Annotated in this window: 17 protein-coding genes; 13 read left to right on the top strand and 4 right to left on the bottom strand. The window is 70.2% G+C overall.

Going from position 1 to position 15,978, the window contains the following annotated elements:
- Positions 1-229: 229 nt before the first annotated feature.
- Together RNB18_RS32565 and RNB18_RS32560 are read left to right on the top strand one after the other, a co-directional pair.
- The gene (locus RNB18_RS32565) at positions 230-1,960 is read left to right on the top strand and encodes an RDD family protein (RefSeq protein WP_311717701.1); all 1,731 of its coding nucleotides are present in this window, start codon (positions 230-232) and stop codon (positions 1,958-1,960) included.
- A gap of 89 nt (positions 1,961-2,049) precedes the next feature.
- Positions 2,050-2,679 (top strand): RDD family protein, encoded by a 630-nt coding sequence (locus RNB18_RS32560; protein WP_311717700.1) that lies wholly within the window; start codon positions 2,050-2,052, stop codon positions 2,677-2,679.
- A gap of 492 nt (positions 2,680-3,171) precedes the next feature.
- On the opposite strand, the gene RNB18_RS32555 is transcribed toward RNB18_RS32560, so the two are convergent.
- On the bottom strand, positions 3,172-3,444 hold the full coding sequence (locus RNB18_RS32555; protein ID WP_311717699.1) for a hypothetical protein: 273 nt from the start codon (positions 3,442-3,444) through the stop codon (positions 3,172-3,174).
- Positions 3,445-3,782: 338 nt separating this feature from the next.
- On the opposite strand from RNB18_RS32555, the gene RNB18_RS32550 reads away from it, so the two are divergent.
- A complete protein-coding gene (locus RNB18_RS32550) occupies positions 3,783-6,134 on the top strand; it encodes an immune inhibitor A domain-containing protein (protein WP_311717698.1) in 2,352 nt (783 codons plus the stop codon).
- A 113-nt stretch (positions 6,135-6,247) separates the two neighbouring features.
- Positions 6,248-6,592, top strand: coding sequence for a hypothetical protein (locus tag RNB18_RS32545; protein ID WP_311717697.1), 345 nt, complete (start codon positions 6,248-6,250; stop codon positions 6,590-6,592).
- A gap of 5 nt (positions 6,593-6,597) precedes the next feature.
- On the opposite strand, the gene RNB18_RS32540 is transcribed toward RNB18_RS32545, so the two are convergent.
- Together RNB18_RS32540 and RNB18_RS32535 are read right to left on the bottom strand one after the other, a co-directional pair.
- Entirely contained in the window at positions 6,598-7,185 is a 588-nt protein-coding gene (locus tag RNB18_RS32540; RefSeq protein ID WP_311717696.1) for an isochorismatase family protein, read from the bottom strand.
- A gap of 75 nt (positions 7,186-7,260) precedes the next feature.
- On the bottom strand, positions 7,261-8,607 hold the full coding sequence (locus tag RNB18_RS32535; RefSeq protein WP_311717695.1) for a nicotinate phosphoribosyltransferase: 1,347 nt from the start codon (positions 8,605-8,607) through the stop codon (positions 7,261-7,263).
- Between the two features lie 57 nt (positions 8,608-8,664).
- Between RNB18_RS32535 and clpS the strand changes: the two genes are divergently transcribed.
- The 8 genes from clpS (at position 8,665) to RNB18_RS32495 (ending at position 14,517) form a co-directional block, all read left to right on the top strand.
- Positions 8,665-8,982 (top strand): ATP-dependent Clp protease adapter ClpS, encoded by a 318-nt coding sequence (gene clpS, locus RNB18_RS32530; RefSeq protein ID WP_020138980.1) that lies wholly within the window; start codon positions 8,665-8,667, stop codon positions 8,980-8,982.
- Between the two features lie 41 nt (positions 8,983-9,023).
- Complete coding sequence (locus tag RNB18_RS32525) at positions 9,024-9,626, top strand: DUF2017 domain-containing protein (RefSeq protein WP_311717694.1); 603 nt, start codon at positions 9,024-9,026, stop codon at positions 9,624-9,626.
- Positions 9,627-9,968: 342 nt separating this feature from the next.
- Positions 9,969-11,414 carry an amino acid permease gene (locus tag RNB18_RS32520; RefSeq protein ID WP_311717693.1) on the top strand — a complete coding sequence of 482 codons (1,446 nt, stop codon included), beginning with the start codon at positions 9,969-9,971 and terminating at the stop codon, positions 11,412-11,414.
- Positions 11,415-11,495: 81 nt separating this feature from the next.
- Positions 11,496-11,918: a M67 family metallopeptidase gene (locus RNB18_RS32515; protein WP_311717692.1), complete on the top strand. Its 423-nt coding sequence runs from the start codon at positions 11,496-11,498 to the stop codon at positions 11,916-11,918.
- 40 nt (positions 11,919-11,958) lie between these two features.
- On the top strand, positions 11,959-12,981 hold the full coding sequence (locus RNB18_RS32510) for a LacI family DNA-binding transcriptional regulator (RefSeq protein ID WP_311717691.1): 1,023 nt from the start codon (positions 11,959-11,961) through the stop codon (positions 12,979-12,981).
- An 88-nt stretch (positions 12,982-13,069) separates the two neighbouring features.
- Positions 13,070-13,165, top strand: coding sequence for a putative leader peptide (locus RNB18_RS32505; protein ID WP_311717690.1), 96 nt, complete (start codon positions 13,070-13,072; stop codon positions 13,163-13,165).
- A gap of 116 nt (positions 13,166-13,281) precedes the next feature.
- Positions 13,282-13,560 (top strand): MoaD/ThiS family protein, encoded by a 279-nt coding sequence (locus RNB18_RS32500; RefSeq protein WP_007382355.1) that lies wholly within the window; start codon positions 13,282-13,284, stop codon positions 13,558-13,560.
- Positions 13,561-13,566: 6 nt separating this feature from the next.
- The gene (locus tag RNB18_RS32495) at positions 13,567-14,517 is read left to right on the top strand and encodes a PLP-dependent cysteine synthase family protein (RefSeq protein WP_037710629.1); all 951 of its coding nucleotides are present in this window, start codon (positions 13,567-13,569) and stop codon (positions 14,515-14,517) included.
- Between the two features lie 4 nt (positions 14,518-14,521).
- On the opposite strand, the gene RNB18_RS32490 is transcribed toward RNB18_RS32495, so the two are convergent.
- Positions 14,522-14,971, bottom strand: a complete 450-nt coding sequence (locus tag RNB18_RS32490) for a type II toxin-antitoxin system PemK/MazF family toxin (protein WP_311717689.1) — start codon at positions 14,969-14,971, stop codon at positions 14,522-14,524.
- A 234-nt stretch (positions 14,972-15,205) separates the two neighbouring features.
- Here RNB18_RS32490 and RNB18_RS32485 point away from each other — a divergent pair, with 234 nt between their 5' ends.
- Entirely contained in the window at positions 15,206-15,958 is a 753-nt protein-coding gene (locus tag RNB18_RS32485) for an MBL fold metallo-hydrolase (RefSeq protein ID WP_311717688.1), read from the top strand.
- Positions 15,959-15,978 lie beyond the last annotated feature (20 nt).

Genomic DNA, 15,978 nt, shown 5'->3' with positions numbered 1-15,978 from the left:
CGTACGAGTGGAGAGCGGGGAGGGGGCGGGATCATTACGCGGATTCGGCGAACTTTTTTCCGGCCGTCTCGCGGTCGGCGTCACGGCCGGTACCGCGGTCGGTATCACGGCCGGTGTCAGGTCGTGCTCAAAAGGGGTGGGTCCGGTGGGACTGGCGGTGGGTCTTGCGCCGGTCTGATAGATGTGTAGCCCCCTCTATTGACCCCCGAGCAGATACGGGACGACGGACATGAGCGCCCCAACCCCGGCACCCGGTGACGACAGGCCCCGTGAGGGCTATTACCCGGACCCGTCCATTCCTGGATATGTCCGTTACTGGAACGGTTCCTCCTGGGTGCCGGGCACCAGCCGTCCCGCCCCTGCGGCCGGCGAACCGCTCGCGCCACCGGCGGGCGGTGGCCCCGCACCCGGCGCGGTGGAGGAGACGGGCCCACACTTCTTCGACGAGGACCCGGCCGAGGAAGCCCCGCACCCCGACACCCAGCACGGCAGCCGCCCCGAACCCGCGTCCGCGTGGGGTGCCGACCGGACCCACCAGGGGGGCTTCGGCGGCGACCAGGACCGCAGGGTGTCGTGGGGGTCCCCGCAGGGCCCCGGGCAGGCTCAGCAGGTACCGCCGCAGGGAGGTCAGCCCCAGGGGGCCGCACCCGGCGGTCAGCAGGGCGGGACAGGCGGATCTCAGGGTGCTCGGCAGGGTGTACCGCAGCAGGGTGGTCCGCGGGGCGCCGACCCGAGGGTGGCCGGTGCCGGCCGGGCCGCCGACGGTGCCTCCCCGGGCCGGCCGGACGGGCAGGCCGCCCGTACCGACGGCACCGCGGCGATCCCGCCCGCCGAGCCGGACGAGGACGGCGGCACCCGTGTCTTCCGCCGGCCCACGGCCGGGTCCGGGGGAGCGGGAGCCGCCCAGCAGTCCGACGACGGGACCATGAAGTTCCGCGCGGTCTCCCCGCGCACGGCGCAGCAGAGCGGGGCGCCCGGGGCGCAGAACGGAAGCACGCCGGGGCCCGCGTACTCGGGCCCGACCGGCGCCGCGGGCGCCCAGTCCGCCGCACCCGACGGCGGCGTCGCCCCCACCGGACCCCAGGGCCCCGGCTTCGGTGCCGGCAAGGCCGCCGCCGAGCGCGCCGCGGGGACCGGTGCCGCAGGCCCCCAGGGCCCCGCCTCCGCCGCTGCCGCACCCCTCTCCGGCCCCCAGCAGTCCGCCCCCGCCTCCGGCCCGCAGACGGCCCCTCCGGGCGTGCCCCCGCAGGGCACCGGACAGCAGGGCATGCCCCACCAAGGCGTCCCGCAGCAGGCCGCAAGCGCCCAGCACCCCGGCGCCCAGCCCCCCGCCACTCCCATGAGCGCGGGCCCCGGTGGCGGTCAGCCCTCCTGGGCCCAGCAGGTGCACCGCCTTGCCGGGCCCGACGAGGAGCAGCCCGCCCCCTGGAAGCCGCCGGTGGAGGACATCTTCCAGGCGGCCGCCCGCCGCCAGGCCTCCGCCAGGCCCGCCGGCCTCGGCAAGCGCCTGGCCGCACGCCTCCTGGACACCCTCGTCGTCGGCGCCGTGACCGCCGTCGCCGCCGTCCCCCTCGGCACCAAGGCGGCCGACCACATCAACGACAAGGTCGACGCGGCCAAGCTGTCCGGCGAGACCGTGACGGTCTGGCTGCTGGACGGCACCACGTCGGTGTACCTCGGCATCGTGGTCGCCGTGCTCCTCGTCGCCGGTGCCCTGTACGAGGCGCTGCCCACCGCCAAGTGGGGCCGCACCCTCGGCAAGAAGCTGCTCGGCCTGGAGGTGCGGGACATCGAGGGCCACGAGCCCCCGTCCTTCGCCGGTGCCCTGCGCCGCTGGCTGGTCTACAGTGTGCCGGGCCTGCTCGGTATCGGTCTCGTGGGCGTCGCGTGGTGCCTGTTCGACCGGCCGTGGCGCCAGTGCTGGCACGACAAGGCGGCGCATACGTTCGTGGCGGGCTGAGCCGGTCCCGCGAACGGCGTACGGGATTCGGTACTCCGTACGGCCGCCCGCCGGATGCGGAGCCGGGAGGTTCGCGGTCGACTCGGGCCATGAGCAGTGAACCGCCTCCCGGCTCCGGACAGCAGCCGCCGGATGACGACCCGTTCAGGAAGCAGCCCCCGCCTGCCGAGGGCTCGGGATCGCCGTACAACACGCCGCCGCCGTACGGCGGAAGTCCCCACGGCGGCGGTGACCCGTACGGCGGTGGCCCCGCCGACCCGCTGGCCGGCATGCCCCCGCTGGCACCCAGCGGCCGGCGCACGCTCGCCCGGATCATCGACATGATCATGGTGGCCGTCGTCGTCTGGCTGATCACCTGGGGTGTCGGGGTCAGCGAGTACAACGTCGACAGCGACGACATGCAGTACGGCAAGTCGCTCGCCCAGTCGGCACTCGCCGCGGTGCTCTACATCGCCTACGACACGATCATGATCTCCCGGTCCGGGCAGACGCTCGGCAAGAAGTGGCTGGGCATGCGGGTGGCGAACCTCGACAACGGCTCCACGCCCTCCACGCAGACCACGCTGATCCGCTCGGCGGTGCTGTGGATCCCGTTCGCGTTCTGCTGCGCCTGTATCTGGACCGCCATCTGTGGCGGCTGGAGCTACTTCGACAAGCCCTACAAGCAGGGCCTGCACGACAAGGCGGCGAAGACGGTGGTGGTGGTCAGCACCACCTGACCCGGCCGGGCCGGAACGTCATCCCGGGGAGCACGTGGGCCGAGCGGCCGGGACCGTGACGGCGGGGTGTGAGCGGTGACTTCGGGACCGGGCACGGCCTGGACCGCCGAGCTGCCGGCGATAGACGGCGATTGCGACGGGCCTGCTCCGGCTCGTCCTCGGCGAACCCGGGGACGACTTGGCGTGCCCGTGCCGGGGTCGTGACGGCGGGGTGTGAGCGGTGACTTCGGGACCGGCACGGCCTGGACCGCCGAGCTGCCGGCGATCGACGGCGATTGCGGCGGGCCCGCTCCGGCTCGTCCTCGGCGACCCCGGGGACGACTCGGCGTGCCCGTGTCGGGGTCGTGCCGGCGGGGCCTGAGCGGTGACTTCGGGACCGGGCACGGCCTGGACGGCAGAGCTGCGGGCGACCGATGGCGATTGCGACGGGCCCGCCCAGGCTCGTCCCGGCGACCCCGGGGACCCGGCGCGCCCGGCTCGGCGACGCGGGGTTCAGGCGGCGGTCTTGGAGCCTGTGGCCACGGCAGGTACGGGCTCTTCCGCTGTGTGCTCGGCTGGACGCCCGGCGGGCCTGCTCACCGCCACCACGCGGGGCTTGGGCTGCGGCACCGTCATGGCGACCAGCAGGCCGAGGGCGAGCGCCGAGACGGCGATGACCGCGGTCCCCACGGCCGAACTCGTCTGTGACAGCAGCAGCATGGCGAGCGTCGAGAAGATGACGGTGATCGAACCGTAGGCGATCTGTGCGGCGGTCGGACGAGGCATGGCAATCGTGTCCTCGGAATCGGGGGTCCACGGGGGGCGTCGGCCTGGCATTCCGCCGACACCCGGGCGTTCCGCCAATCGACTCTAATCGCCTGTGTGCCCGAGTGGAACGAACGGTAAGCGTGACCTAACCAACAGTGCCGGAGCACAGGGGGCGCACGGAGTCATGACGTCCATCAAGTGGACGGCTGTGCGCGCCCGTCGTGTCGCCGTCACGTGTCCGCAATACGAACACCGGCTCCCAATAATGCAATTGACGGGTCCAAGTCAAGATCTGTCTTTTCTCCCCAACCTTTAGTCAAATACGGCTCACTTGCCTTGATAGGGGAGGGGCACAAGTGACTGACAGATCCTGGACGTTCAGGACGGCGGCGACGATCGTCGCCCTCGCGGCCGCCTCGGCCACGTTCTCGACGTTCGCCGTGGCACAGGCCGCGGACAGCTCCGCGCAGACCTCCGCGGTCGACCGGAACGACCCACAGCCGGCGAAGGCCAGGGAGCACGACTTCGACGGCCCGCTGACCAAGACCAAGGAGGCCCAGCGCCAGGAGGCCCTCGACCAGGTCATATCCGGGAACGCCACGGTGAAGAACCGCAACGGCTCCCAGGTGGTCGAGCTCAAGAGCCGCAAGGGCGACAGCAAGTACGTCGAACTCGGCCGGGAGAAGACCGACAAGATCTTCACCATCCTGGTGGAGTTCGGCGACCAGGTCGACCCCCGCTACGGCGGCACGACCGGCCCGCTGCACAACAAGATCGCCCAGCCGGACCGCAAGCAGGACAACAGCACGGCCTGGCAGGCGGACTACAACCAGGCGCACTTCCAGGACCTCTACTTCGGCACCGGCAAGAAGAGCGAGTCGCTGAAGAAGTACTACGAGAAGCAGTCCTCGGGCCGCTACTCGGTCGAGGGCGAAGTGACCGACTGGGTCAAGGTCCCCTACAACGAGGCCCGTTACGGCTCCAACGACGCCCCCACCGGCGCCTGGTACGCGGTCCAGGACGGCGTCAACGCCTGGGTCGCCGAGCGCGAGGCCGCCGGTGACTCGGCCGCCGAAATCGCCGCGGAACTGGCCGAGTTCGACCAGTGGGACCGCTACGACTTCGACGGCGACGGCAACTTCAACGAGCCCGACGGCTACATCGACCACTTCCAGATCGTGCACGCCGGCGAGGACGAGTCCGCCGGCGGCGGCGCCCAGGGCGCGGACGCCATATGGGCCCACCGCTGGTACGCCTTCGCCAGCGACGCCGGCGCCTCCGGCCCGGCCGGCAACAAGCTCGGCGGCACCCAGATCGGCGACACCGGCATCTGGGTCGGCGACTACACCATCCAGCCGGAGAACGGCGGCCTGGGCGTCTTCGCCCACGAGTACGGCCACGACCTCGGCCTGCCCGACGAGTACGACACCTCCGGCGGCGGCGAGAACTCCACCGGCTTCTGGACCCTGATGTCCTCCGGCTCCTGGCTCGGCACCGGCAAGGACTCCATCGGAGACCTGCCCGGCGACATGAACGCCTGGGACAAGCTCCAACTGGGCTGGCTCGACTACGACGTGGCCACGGCGGGCAAGAGGTCCACCCACAGGCTGGGCGTAGCGGAGTACAACACCAAGAACGCGCAGGCGCTCGTGGTCCAGCTGCCGAAGAAGACGGTCACCACCCAGGTGGTCACCCCGGCACAGGGCGCCACCCAGTGGTGGAGCGGCAGCGGTGACGACCTGCGCAACACCCTGACCCGCCCGCTCGACCTGACCGGCAAGTCCTCGGCGGCGCTGACCCTCGACGGCTGGTGGGACATCGAGCAGGACTTCGACTACCTCTACACCGAGGTTTCCACCGACGGCGCCAACTGGACGCCGGTCGACGGCACTCTGGCCGACGGCACCGCCATCCCGAGGGACGGCAGCGGCAAGCCCGCCCTCACCGGCACGGTCGACGCCCACCAGAAGCTGACCTTCCCGCTGGACGCCTACGCGGGCAAGAACATCCAGCTGCGCTTCCGCTACCAGACCGACGGCGGAGTCGCCCAGAAGGGCTTCGCGGCCGACGAGATCACGGTGACCGCCGACGGCGCGACCCTCTTCTCCGACAACGCCGAGACGGCGGACACCGCCTGGACCGCGAACGGTTTCTCCCGCATCGGTGCCTCGATCACGGACGACTACGCGCAGTACTACCTCGCCGAGAACCGCCAATACGTGTCGTACGACAAGGTGTTGAAGGTCGGCCCGTACAACTACGGCTTCTCGACGACCCGTCCGGACTGGGTGGAGCACTACGCCTACCAGAACGGCCTGTTGATCTGGAAGTGGGACACCTCCCAGGCGGACGACAACACCAGCCAGCACCCCGGTGAGGGCCTGATCCTGCCGGTCGACTCCCACCCGACCGCGCTGAAGTGGTCCGACAGCACGCTGATGCGCAACCGCATCCAGGCCTACGACTCCACCTTCAGCTGGTACCCGACGGACTCGATCACGCTCCACAAGGCCGACGTCCCGACGAAGATCAAGTCCAAGCCGGGCGTCCCGGTCTTCGACGACGGCACGTCGAGCTACTACGACACGTCGAACCCGTTCGCAGGTGTCAACATCACTGACACCGACACCCGGATCAAGATCGTCAAGGAGCCCCTGAACGGCTCGACGATCACGCTCCAGGTCGGACCTTCGGCCAAGAAGAAGTAAAACCGCAGGTCAGAAGCGTATCGGCGGCAACCCCTGGCGGGTTGCCGCCGATCGTGTTTAGGTGCGTCCTGTGGCTCCCTTATTGACACCGACGCACACGGGGGTGTGACCGCATGGCCGCAGGAGGTTTCTGCAAGCTGCCGAACGGCAGGGTGGTGGTGGCGCTGAACCTGCCCCGCCCGCCCACCGACGGCTGCGGCAGCGTGCGGGTACTCGTCCACGCCCACAACCGGGCGCGCGCCCTGACCAGGCTGCGCAACCTGGGCCTGCGCGCGGTGTACCTGCGCGGCAACGGCGCGCCCCCGACCCCGGACGAGATCACGGCCGTACTCCACCACCCGGACGGCCTGATATGGCGTACGGCCCCTGACAACGCTGTCGTGGGCGGTCCGGAGCTGGTCCAGGAGCTGTGGCATCCGATCAGGTCACTGCTGAGGAGGCCGACGGCACCGGCCTGAGGGCCCTAGACGACCGGCTTCCCGGACAGCTCGACGCCCGCCTCCCGCAGCTCCTCGATCGCCCGCTCGGTCGTCGTCTCGGCGACCCCGGCGGTGAGGTCGAGGAGGACCTGCGTACGGAAGCCCTCCCGGGCCGCGTCCAGCGCGGTGGCCCGTACGCAGTGGTCCGTGGCGATCCCGACCACGTCGACCTCGGAGACCTCCCGCGCCCGCAGCCAGTCGGCGAGCGTCACGCCGTTCTCGTCGGCCCCCTCGAACCCGCTGTACGCCGCCGCGTACGCCCCCTTGTCGAAGACCGCGTCGATCGCCCCGGAGGCGACGGCCGGCGCGAAGTTCGGGTGGAATCCCACCCCCTCGGTCCCGGCGACGCAGTGCGCGGGCCAGGAGTGCACGAAGTCGGGGTTGTCCGCGAAGTGGCCGCCGGGTGCGATGTGGTGGTCGCGGGTGGCCACCACATGCTGGTAGCCGGAGCCCGCCGCCTGCCCGATCAGCTCGGTGACGGCGGCGGCCACATCGGCACCACCGGCCACCGCGAGGCTGCCTCCCTCGCAGAAGTCGTTCTGCACGTCAACGACGATCAAGGCGCGGCGCATGTGGGTGTCCTTCGACTGTTGGGTGAACTTACGAGCCTAGAGACTTCGGCGGCACTGCGGGAGGGCGCACCCGCATTAGCTACCCGAGCGCCCCTGCACGTACTCCGTCGGAAGGACCGGTTCTCCGCGCGACAGCTGGGTCGCCGACAGCGGCAGGTTGGCCCGGGCGGCGGCATGCCGGTCCCGTACGACGTCCAGGGCCTCCCGCGCGACGACCTCGCCGCCCTTGACCAGCTCGACCAGCAGCTGCCGGTCCGCGAGCGCGGGCGGAACCGCCCCCGTGCCCACCACCTCGGCCTCCGCGACACCCTCAGCGTCCAGCCGCCGCGCCGCCCACTTGCGCCCGCCGACCGAGGTCTTGCCCCCGGACGACTTCTTCGCGACCGGGATCAGCGGCGCCTTCGGATCGTCCGACTCGGCGCGTGCGACCAGCTTGTAGACCATCGAGGCGGTCGGATGCCCGGACCCGGTCACCAGCTGGGTGCCGACGCCGTACGCGTCCACCGGGGCCACGGCCAGCGAGGCGATGGCGTACTCGTCGAGGTCGGAGGTGACGATGATCCGGGTGCTCTTCGCGCCCAGCTCGTCCAGCTGCTGGCGCACCCGGTGCGCGACGAGGAGCAGGTCGCCGGAGTCGATGCGCACGGCCCCCAGCTCGGGCCCGGCGACCTCGACGGCCGTACGGACGGCCTCGGTGACGTCGTACGTGTCGACGAGCAGGGTGGTGCCCCGGCCCAGCGAGTCCACCTGGGCCTGGAAGGCGTCCCGCTCGTGGTCGTGCAGCAGGGTGAACGCGTGGGCGGAGGTGCCCACCGTGGGGATGCCGTAGCGGAAGCCGGCCGCGAGGTCGGAGGTGGTGGCGAAGCCGCCGACGTAGGCGGCCCGGGAGGCTGCCACGGCGGACAGCTCGTGGGTGCGGCGGGCACCCATCTCGATCAGCGGCCGGTCACCCGCGGCCGAGGACATCCGGGAGGCGGCCGCGGCTATCGCGGAGTCGTGGTTGAGGATCGACAGGATCACGGTCTCCAGGAGCACGCACTCGGCGAAGGAGCCCTCCACCCGCATGATCGGCGAGCCCGGGAAGTACACCTCGCCCTCCGGATAGCCCCAGATGTCGCCGCCGAAGCGATAGGAGGCGAGCCAGTCCAGGGTCTCCTCGTCCACGATGTTCCGCTCCCGCAGGAAGCCGAGGACGTCCGCGTCGAAACGGAAGTTCTCCACCGCGTCCAGCACCCGGCCGGTGCCCGCGACGACGCCGTAGCGCCGCCCCTCCGGCAGCCGCCGGGTGAAGACCTCGAAGACGCTGCGCCGCCCGGCGGTACCCGCCTTCAGCGCGGCCTGCAGCATCGTCAGCTCGTACTGGTCCGTGAAGAGCGCCGTCGAGGGAACGTCCACCGGCAGCCCAAGGTCCGCTGTGTTCATGACGAGGATGGTACCCCCATTCGCGTCAGTGTGACGATTTATGCGGTGCGTGGCAGCATGGGCCGTGTGACGTCACCTGCTCCCGTAGAGATCGAACGCACCGAGTCGGCGGAAGAGGTCTTCGCCGTCCCCGAGCCGGACGTCCCCTGGGTCACGATCGTCCACAACGACCCGGTCAACCTCATGAGCTACGTGACCTACGTCTTCCAGACGTACTTCGGCTACTCGAAGGACAAGGCCACGAAGCTGATGATGGACGTCCACCACAAGGGCCGGGCGGTCGTCTCCAGCGGATCCCGCGAGGAGATGGAGCGCGATGTGCAGGCCATGCACGGCTACGGTCTGTGGGCCACGCTCCAGCAGGACCGGAAATGACCCGACCCCGCCCGCAGGACCGGAAGTAGCGATAACCCCTGATGCCAGGAACCTTCGAACCGCTCCCCGGCGGCGGCGCGGCCGTCGCCCTCGACGACGTCGAGATCTCCATCATCCGGTCGCTGGCCGTCCAGCTCCTGGAACTCATCGGCCCGGGCCCCGCCGAGGACGCCCCCGACGACCCCCTCGCCGAGCTCTTCGCGGACGGCCCGAGCGAGCCGCCGTCCGACCCGGTGCTCAAGCGGCTGTTCCCGGACGCCTACAGCGACCCCGAGGGCACCCCGCAGGCCAAGCAGGCCGAGGAGCAGCGGGCGTACTCCTCGGAGTTCCGCCGCTACACCGAGAACGACCTGCGGACCGGCAAGCGTGAGAACGCCCTCGCGGTGGTCCGCTCCCTGGACGCGCTGAACTCCGCGGGCGAGGGCGGGGCGGTCCTCAAGCTGTCGACCGGTGAGTCCCAGCAGTGGCTCGGCGCCCTCAACGACCTGCGGCTCGCGATCGGCTCCCGCCTCGACATCACCGACGAGGAGGACACCGACCTCCTCTACCGGCTCCCGGACGAGGACCCCCGTAAGCCGATGGTGATGGCGTATCTGTGGCTGGGCGGTCTCCAGGAGACCCTCGTGACCACCCTTATGCCGTGAGATGTGACGGTTTCGTGCCCGCTTTTGAGGGCGATGTGTTCGCTCAGAGGACGCTCAAATCCGGATAACGATCACGTCACCACGCTGACGGCTTTCGCGTGTTCCGGGCGCCGTTTGTCCGCTTCTTCCTGTGACCTGTGCCATATGTCGCACAGGTGATCAACCTTGCGGCCGTGATAAATCTTCACGACCGCCCGGCGAACACCACCCATATGTTCCGCCGGGTGCGCCACCGAGCCGGCAACCGCCGGCCAGGCACCACTCCATCAATCCGGGGGGATCGAGATCCGGTCCGCGGCCGACGAAGGCCCGGTTCGGTATGGAGAAAGGCGCACCACAGACATGACCTCCGCTCAGGTCGACACAGGCACGGGCCCAGGTTCGGAGAAGACCTCCGAAGAGGGGTACGAACGCGGACTCGGCAGCCGCCAGGTCCAGATGATCGCGATCGGCGGCGCCATCGGCGTCGGCCTCTTCCTCAACGCCGGGGCGAACATCGCCAAGGCCGGTCCGAGCCTCATCCTCATGTACGCCGTCGCCGGCGTGATCATCTTCTTCATCATGCGGGCACTCGGTGAGCTGCTGCTCTACCGCCCGGTCTCCGGTTCCTTCGCGGAGTACTCCCGCGAATTCCTCGGCCCGTTCTTCGGCTACTTCACCGGCTGGACCTACTGGCTGCTGTGGGTCGTCACCGGTATGGCCGAACTCACCGCCGCCGCGATCTACGTCAACTACTGGTTCCCTGCCGTCCCCCAGTGGACGACGGCCCTGGTCTTCCTGGTCGTCCTGTTCGTGGCCAACCTGATCTCGGTGAAGCTGTTCGGCGAGATCGAGTTCTGGTTCTCGATGATCAAGGTCACCGCCCTCATCGGCATGATCGTGATCGGTCTCGGTGTCCTCACCTTCGGCTTCAGCGCGGCCGGCGACACCGCCGCGGTCTCCAACCTCTGGGCCTTCGACGGCTTCTTCCCCAAGGGCATCGGCTCGTCCCTGATGACCCTGCAGGGCGTGATGTTCGCCTACCTCGCCGTCGAACTGGTCGGCGTGACCGCCGGTGAGTCCGAGAATCCCGAGAAGACCCTCCCCAAGGCGATCAACACCCTGCCCTGGCGCATCGGTCTCTTCTACGTCGGCGCCCTCACCGTCATCCTGTGCGTGGTGAAGTGGACCGAGTTCGCGGCCGGCGTCAGCCCCTTCGTCAAGGCCTTCGCCGTGATCGGCATCCCGGCGGGCGCCGGCATCGTGAACTTCGTCGTCCTCACCGCGGCGCTGTCCTCCTGCAACTCCGGCATGTACTCAACAGGCCGCATGCTGCGTACCCTGGCCGACAGCGGCGAGGCACCGCAGGCCTTCAACAAGCTCTCCGTGACGCGAACCCCGGCGCTGGCCATCACGGTCTCCGTGCTCTTCATGGGCATCGGCGTGGTGCTGAACTACGTCGTGCCGGAGAAGGCCTTCGAGTACGTCGTCTCGGTCGCGACCGCGGCCGGCATCTGGACCTGGCTGATGATCCTGGTCAGCCATGTGCGCTACCGCCGCGAGGTCGTGGCCGGACGGCTGCCCGCCTCCTCCTTCCCGGCGCCGGGCGGCTCGGTCGGCAGCTGGATCGCCATCGTGTTCCTGCTCTTCGTGACCTGCCTCATCGCGTACGACCCCGACTCCCGCGTCTGCCTGTACGTGATGGCGGGATGGGCCGCCGCGCTGGGGATCGGCTGGGCCGTACTGAAGACCCGGAACCCCGAGATCGCCGACCGGCGGGACCCGGAGTTCGAGAAGGCCGCGGGCTAGGAAGTCCCGCACCCGTCCGGCATGTGGGCCGCTCCGTACCGATCCTCGGTACGGAGCGGCCCTCTGCTTATCCTTTCCGACATGCTGACCATCACCCAAGCCCTCGTCGACCAGATCGTCGCGCACGCGCGCAAGGACCACCCCGACGAGGCGTGCGGAGTCGTCGCGGGGCAGGCCGGATCGGACCGGCCCGAGCGGTTCATCCCGATGCTGAACGCGGCCATGTCGCCCACGTTCTACGAGTTCGACTCCGGCGACCTGCTCAAGCTCTACCGCGAGATGGACGACCGCGACGAGGAGCCGGTGGTCATCTACCACTCCCACACCGCGACCGAGGCCTACCCGTCCCGCACGGACATCTCCTACGCCAACGAACCCGGCGCCCACTACGTCCTGGTGTCGACGGCGGACACCGACGGCCTCGGCGACTTCCAGTTCCGCTCCTACCGGATCGTCGACGGCGAGGTCACCGAGGAGGACGTGGAGATCGTCGCGGCGTACTAGGCTCGCGGGGGAAGACCAACTTCCCGTACCGGAGAAGGTGTTGACCTCGCACACGCACGGACGACGGCCCACCCTGGAGGATGTCGCACGCCGCGCGGGAGTGTCGAAGTCCACGGTGTCCCGGGTGATCAACGGCGAGCCGAAGGTGCGCGCGGAGGTCGTCGAGCAGGTCCGCCAGGTCGTCGCCGAACTCGGCTATGTGCCCAACCAGGCCGCCCGCCAACTGGTCACCCGCCGCACCGGCGCCGTCGCCGTCGTCGCCAGCCAGCCACAGAACCGGCTCTTCCTCGACCCCTTCTTCGACTGCCTGCTGCGCGGGGTACGCCGTGAACTCGCCGAGCACGGCTCCCAGGCCGTCCTGCTGTTCCTGGACGACCCGGACGACTACACCGGCGTCGCCGACTACCTCGGCGGCGGCCATGTCGACGGCGCCGCCCTGTTCTCCCTGCGCCCCGGCGACCGGCTCCACGAGATGGCCGACCGGCTCGACATCCCGGTCGTCTTCGGCGGCCGCCCCCTGCTGCGCGACGGCGACACCGTGCGCTCCCACGCCTACGTCGACGGCGACAACCGCGGGGGAGCCCGGCAGGCCGTCCAGCACCTGGTCTCCCTGGGCCGCACCCGCATCGCGACCATCACCGGCCCCTACGACCAGGAGGACTCCGCCGCCGAACGGCTCGCCGGCTACCGGGACGTCCTCCCGGGCGCCGAGCCCGAGCTGACCGAACGCGCCGACTACACCGAGCAGGGCGGCGCCCAGGCCATGGCCGCCCTCCTCGACCGCCGCCCCGCCCTGGACGCCGTCTTCGCCGCCTCGGACCTCATGGCCACCGGCGCGCTGCGGACCCTGCGGGAGCGCGGGCGCCGGGTCCCCGACGACGTGGCCGTCGTGGGCTTCGACGACCTGACCGAGATCACCGAGTCGACGGACCCACCGCTGACCACGGTCCACCAGGACGTGGAGCGGATGGGCCGGCTCATGGCCCGCCTCCTGTTCGACCAGGACGCGCGGCCCCCCTCGGTGGTCGTACCGACCAGACTGGTCCGCAGACAGTCCGCCTGAGCTGCCCTATCTCAGCCAGCGGCCCCATTTCGTCCACATGGTGGGATCACACTCCGGGACCCGGACCGGGAATCGATACGATGACCCCATGGTTTCTTACGACGTGAGCGAGAAGACGCCGGGCAGCCTGCTCGTGGCGCGGCTGCACGTCGACCTGTGCAGGCTCGCCAGCGCCATCTGTTGACGCTGCCTCTGCCGCCGTACGGCCGTGGGCCGCGGCGCTCCACACACGCACGACCTGCTGTACCAGCGCTGCCGCGCGCCCACCGACCCGCCACCATCCGACAGGAGCCCTGAGCCATGGCCATCGAGGTCCGCATCCCGACCATCCTCCGCACCTACACCGACGGCCAGAAGGCGGTGGAGGGCAACGGGAACACCCTCGCCGAGCTCTTCGCCGACCTCGAGACCCGGCATGCGGGCGTCCAGGCCCGCATCGTGGACGGCGGCGAGCTGCGCCGCTTCGTCAACGTCTACCTGAACGACGAGGACGTCCGCTTCCTCGACGGCATCAACACCAAGCTCACCGACGGCGACAACGTCACGATCCTGCCGGCCGTGGCCGGCGGCATGGCCTGATCGTCGATGCGTTACGACTCCCCGCTGGCCGCGGTGGGCAACACCCCTCTGGTGCGCCTGCCGCGGCTCTCGCCGTCCGCCGACGTACGCATCTGGGCGAAGCTCGAGGACCGCAACCCGACCGGCTCGGTCAAGGACCGCCCCGCACTGCACATGATCGAGCAGGCGGAGAAGGACGGCCGCCTCACGCCCGGCTGCACCATCCTCGAGCCCACCTCCGGCAACACCGGCATCTCCCTCGCGATGGCCGCCAAGCTCAAGGGCTACCGGATCGTGTGCGTGATGCCCGAGAACACCTCGCAGGAGCGCCGGGACCTGCTCGCCATGTGGGGCGCCGAGATCATCTCGTCCCCCGCCGCGGGCGGCTCCAACACCGCCGTACGGGTCGCCAAGGAGCTGTCCGCCGAGCACCCCGACTGGGTGATGCTCTATCAGTACGGCAACCCCGACAACGCGGGCGCCCACTACGCGACCACCGGCCCGGAGATCCTCGCCGACCTCCCCTCGGTCACCCACTTCGTCGCGGGCCTCGGCACCACCGGCACCCTGATGGGCGTCGGCCGCTACCTGCGCGAGCACCGGCCGGACGTGAAGATCGTCGCCGCAGAACCGCGCTACGACGACCTGGTGTACGGGCTCAGGAACCTGGACGAGGGCTTTGTTCCGGAGCTGTACGACGCGTCGGTGCTGACGACCCGCTTCTCCGTCGGCTCGGCGGACGCGGTCACCCGCACCCGCGAGCTCCTCCAGCAGGAGGGCATCTTCGCGGGCGTCTCCACCGGCGCCGCCCTGCACGCGGCGATCGGCGTCGGCAACAAGGCCGTGAAGGCCGGCGAGAGCGCGGACATCGTCTTCGTCGTGGCCGACGGCGGCTGGAAGTACCTCTCGACGGGCGTCTACACGGCGGCCACGACGGAGGAAGCGATCGAGACGCTGCAGGGTCAGCTCTGGGCGTGACGTTCTACGTCGCCAGGTGACGGACCTGGTCCCAGAGGACCGGGTCCACCACCCCCACCTTCCGCCGGAAGTCCCCCACCGGAACCGCCCGCAGCTCGTCGGTCTCCAGGAAACTCGCGCGCCCCTGCGCGTCCCCGACGGCACCCGGCGGCAGCGGGATCACCCCGGACCGCTCGTCGTGGTACTTGCTGGTGATCTTCGCGACGGTGGCCCGCTTCCCGTGCACCGCGAGCACCAGACAGGGCCGGTCCTTGCCTCCGGGCCCGTCCTCGTACGGCACGTTCGCCCACCAGATCTCCGCGGGCCGCGGCCGGACCACGGTTCGCCCGGACGGCCGACTCACCCGGTCCGCGCGCCCCTTCGGCCGGCGCCCCCGGCCCCAGCCGTCCACGAGCGTGGCGACCAGCGCGAGCAGTATCACCGCCGCGAGCGCGAGCCACCAGGACGTGTCCATGAGGACGACGTTACCGGCGCGCGATCAGGCCTGCGCGCCCTCTGCGCAAGCCGTAAGCGCGGTCACACTCCCCACCCGCCCCCGGTCCAGCCGAACCGGTGACAGCACAGGTGAGTTCGCCCACAACAGCCCTTGGCGGAGGAGCGACCGGAGGTTTTGCGCCTTACGCTCGACGGACCGCACGACCCCCGTCTCCATCCCAGAAAAGTTCCCGCCAGCGGAGGTTTCTGTTTTATGAAGCTCACCGTCGTCGGCTGCTCGGGGTCGTTCCCGTCCGCGGAATCGGCCTGCTCGAGCTACCTCGTCGAGGCCGACGGCTTCCGGCTGCTTCTCGACATGGGCAACGGTGCCCTTGGCGAGCTGCAGCGCCACTGCGGTCTCTACGACCTCGACGCGATCTTCCTCAGCCATCTGCACGCCGACCACTGCATCGACATGTGCGCGTACTTCGTCGCACGCTACTACCGCCACGACGGCGGCCGCTGCGACCCCATCCCGGTCTACGGCCCCGAAGGCACCGAACACCGCCTCACCACGGCCTACGCCGACACCCCCACCGCCTCCTCCATGAGCGAGGTCTTCGACTTCCACACGGTCAAGCCGTCCACCTTCGACATCGGCCCGTTCACGGTCCACACGGAGCGAGTGGCGCACCCGGTGGAGGCGTACGGCATCCGCGTCGAGCACGGCGGGAAGTCCCTGACGTACTCCGGCGACACGGGTCTGAGCCCCGCCCTGACCGAACTCGCCCGCGACACCGACCTCTTCCTGTGCGAGGCGGCCTTCACGCACGGCAAGGAGAACATCCCCGACCTGCACCTCAACGGCCGCGAGGCGGGTGAGACGGCGACCAGCGCAGGAGCCCGCCGCCTGGTCCTCACCCACATCCCCCCGTGGACCGACCCGCAGGTCAACCTCGCCGACGCACGCGCGGTCTTCGACGGCCCAGTGGAACTGGCGACGCCGAGACTGTCGTACGACATCTAGCCCCTACGGCATGACGAAGG

Source organism: Streptomyces doebereineriae (assembly GCF_031845645.1).
In the GTDB taxonomy this organism is placed as follows: Bacteria; Actinomycetota; Actinomycetes; order Streptomycetales; family Streptomycetaceae; genus Streptomyces; species Streptomyces canus.
Note: the sequence above shows the minus strand (reverse complement) of the source record. Positions and strands in the feature narration are given on the sequence as shown.

Excerpts from the sequence above, each read along its gene's own strand:
- RNB18_RS32565 (WP_311717701.1), top strand. The coding sequence starts at position 230 with ATGAGCGCCCCAACCCCGGCACCCGGTGACGACAGGCCCCGTGAGGGC.
- RNB18_RS32560 (WP_311717700.1), top strand. The coding sequence starts at position 2,050 with ATGAGCAGTGAACCGCCTCCCGGCTCCGGACAGCAGCCGCCGGATGAC.
- RNB18_RS32555 (WP_311717699.1), bottom strand. The coding sequence starts at position 3,444 with ATGCCTCGTCCGACCGCCGCACAGATCGCCTACGGTTCGATCACCGTC.
- RNB18_RS32545 (WP_311717697.1), top strand. The coding sequence starts at position 6,248 with ATGGCCGCAGGAGGTTTCTGCAAGCTGCCGAACGGCAGGGTGGTGGTG.
- RNB18_RS32540 (WP_311717696.1), bottom strand. The coding sequence starts at position 7,185 with ATGCGCCGCGCCTTGATCGTCGTTGACGTGCAGAACGACTTCTGCGAG.
- RNB18_RS32535 (WP_311717695.1), bottom strand. The coding sequence starts at position 8,607 with ATGAACACAGCGGACCTTGGGCTGCCGGTGGACGTTCCCTCGACGGCG.
- clpS (WP_020138980.1), top strand. The coding sequence starts at position 8,665 with ATGGGCCGTGTGACGTCACCTGCTCCCGTAGAGATCGAACGCACCGAG.
- RNB18_RS32525 (WP_311717694.1), top strand. The coding sequence starts at position 9,024 with ATGCCAGGAACCTTCGAACCGCTCCCCGGCGGCGGCGCGGCCGTCGCC.
- RNB18_RS32520 (WP_311717693.1), top strand. The coding sequence starts at position 9,969 with ATGACCTCCGCTCAGGTCGACACAGGCACGGGCCCAGGTTCGGAGAAG.
- RNB18_RS32515 (WP_311717692.1), top strand. The coding sequence starts at position 11,496 with ATGCTGACCATCACCCAAGCCCTCGTCGACCAGATCGTCGCGCACGCG.
- RNB18_RS32505 (WP_311717690.1), top strand. The coding sequence starts at position 13,070 with ATGGTTTCTTACGACGTGAGCGAGAAGACGCCGGGCAGCCTGCTCGTG.
- RNB18_RS32500 (WP_007382355.1), top strand. The coding sequence starts at position 13,282 with ATGGCCATCGAGGTCCGCATCCCGACCATCCTCCGCACCTACACCGAC.
- RNB18_RS32495 (WP_037710629.1), top strand. The coding sequence starts at position 13,567 with ATGCGTTACGACTCCCCGCTGGCCGCGGTGGGCAACACCCCTCTGGTG.
- RNB18_RS32490 (WP_311717689.1), bottom strand. The coding sequence starts at position 14,971 with ATGGACACGTCCTGGTGGCTCGCGCTCGCGGCGGTGATACTGCTCGCG.
- RNB18_RS32485 (WP_311717688.1), top strand. The coding sequence starts at position 15,206 with ATGAAGCTCACCGTCGTCGGCTGCTCGGGGTCGTTCCCGTCCGCGGAA.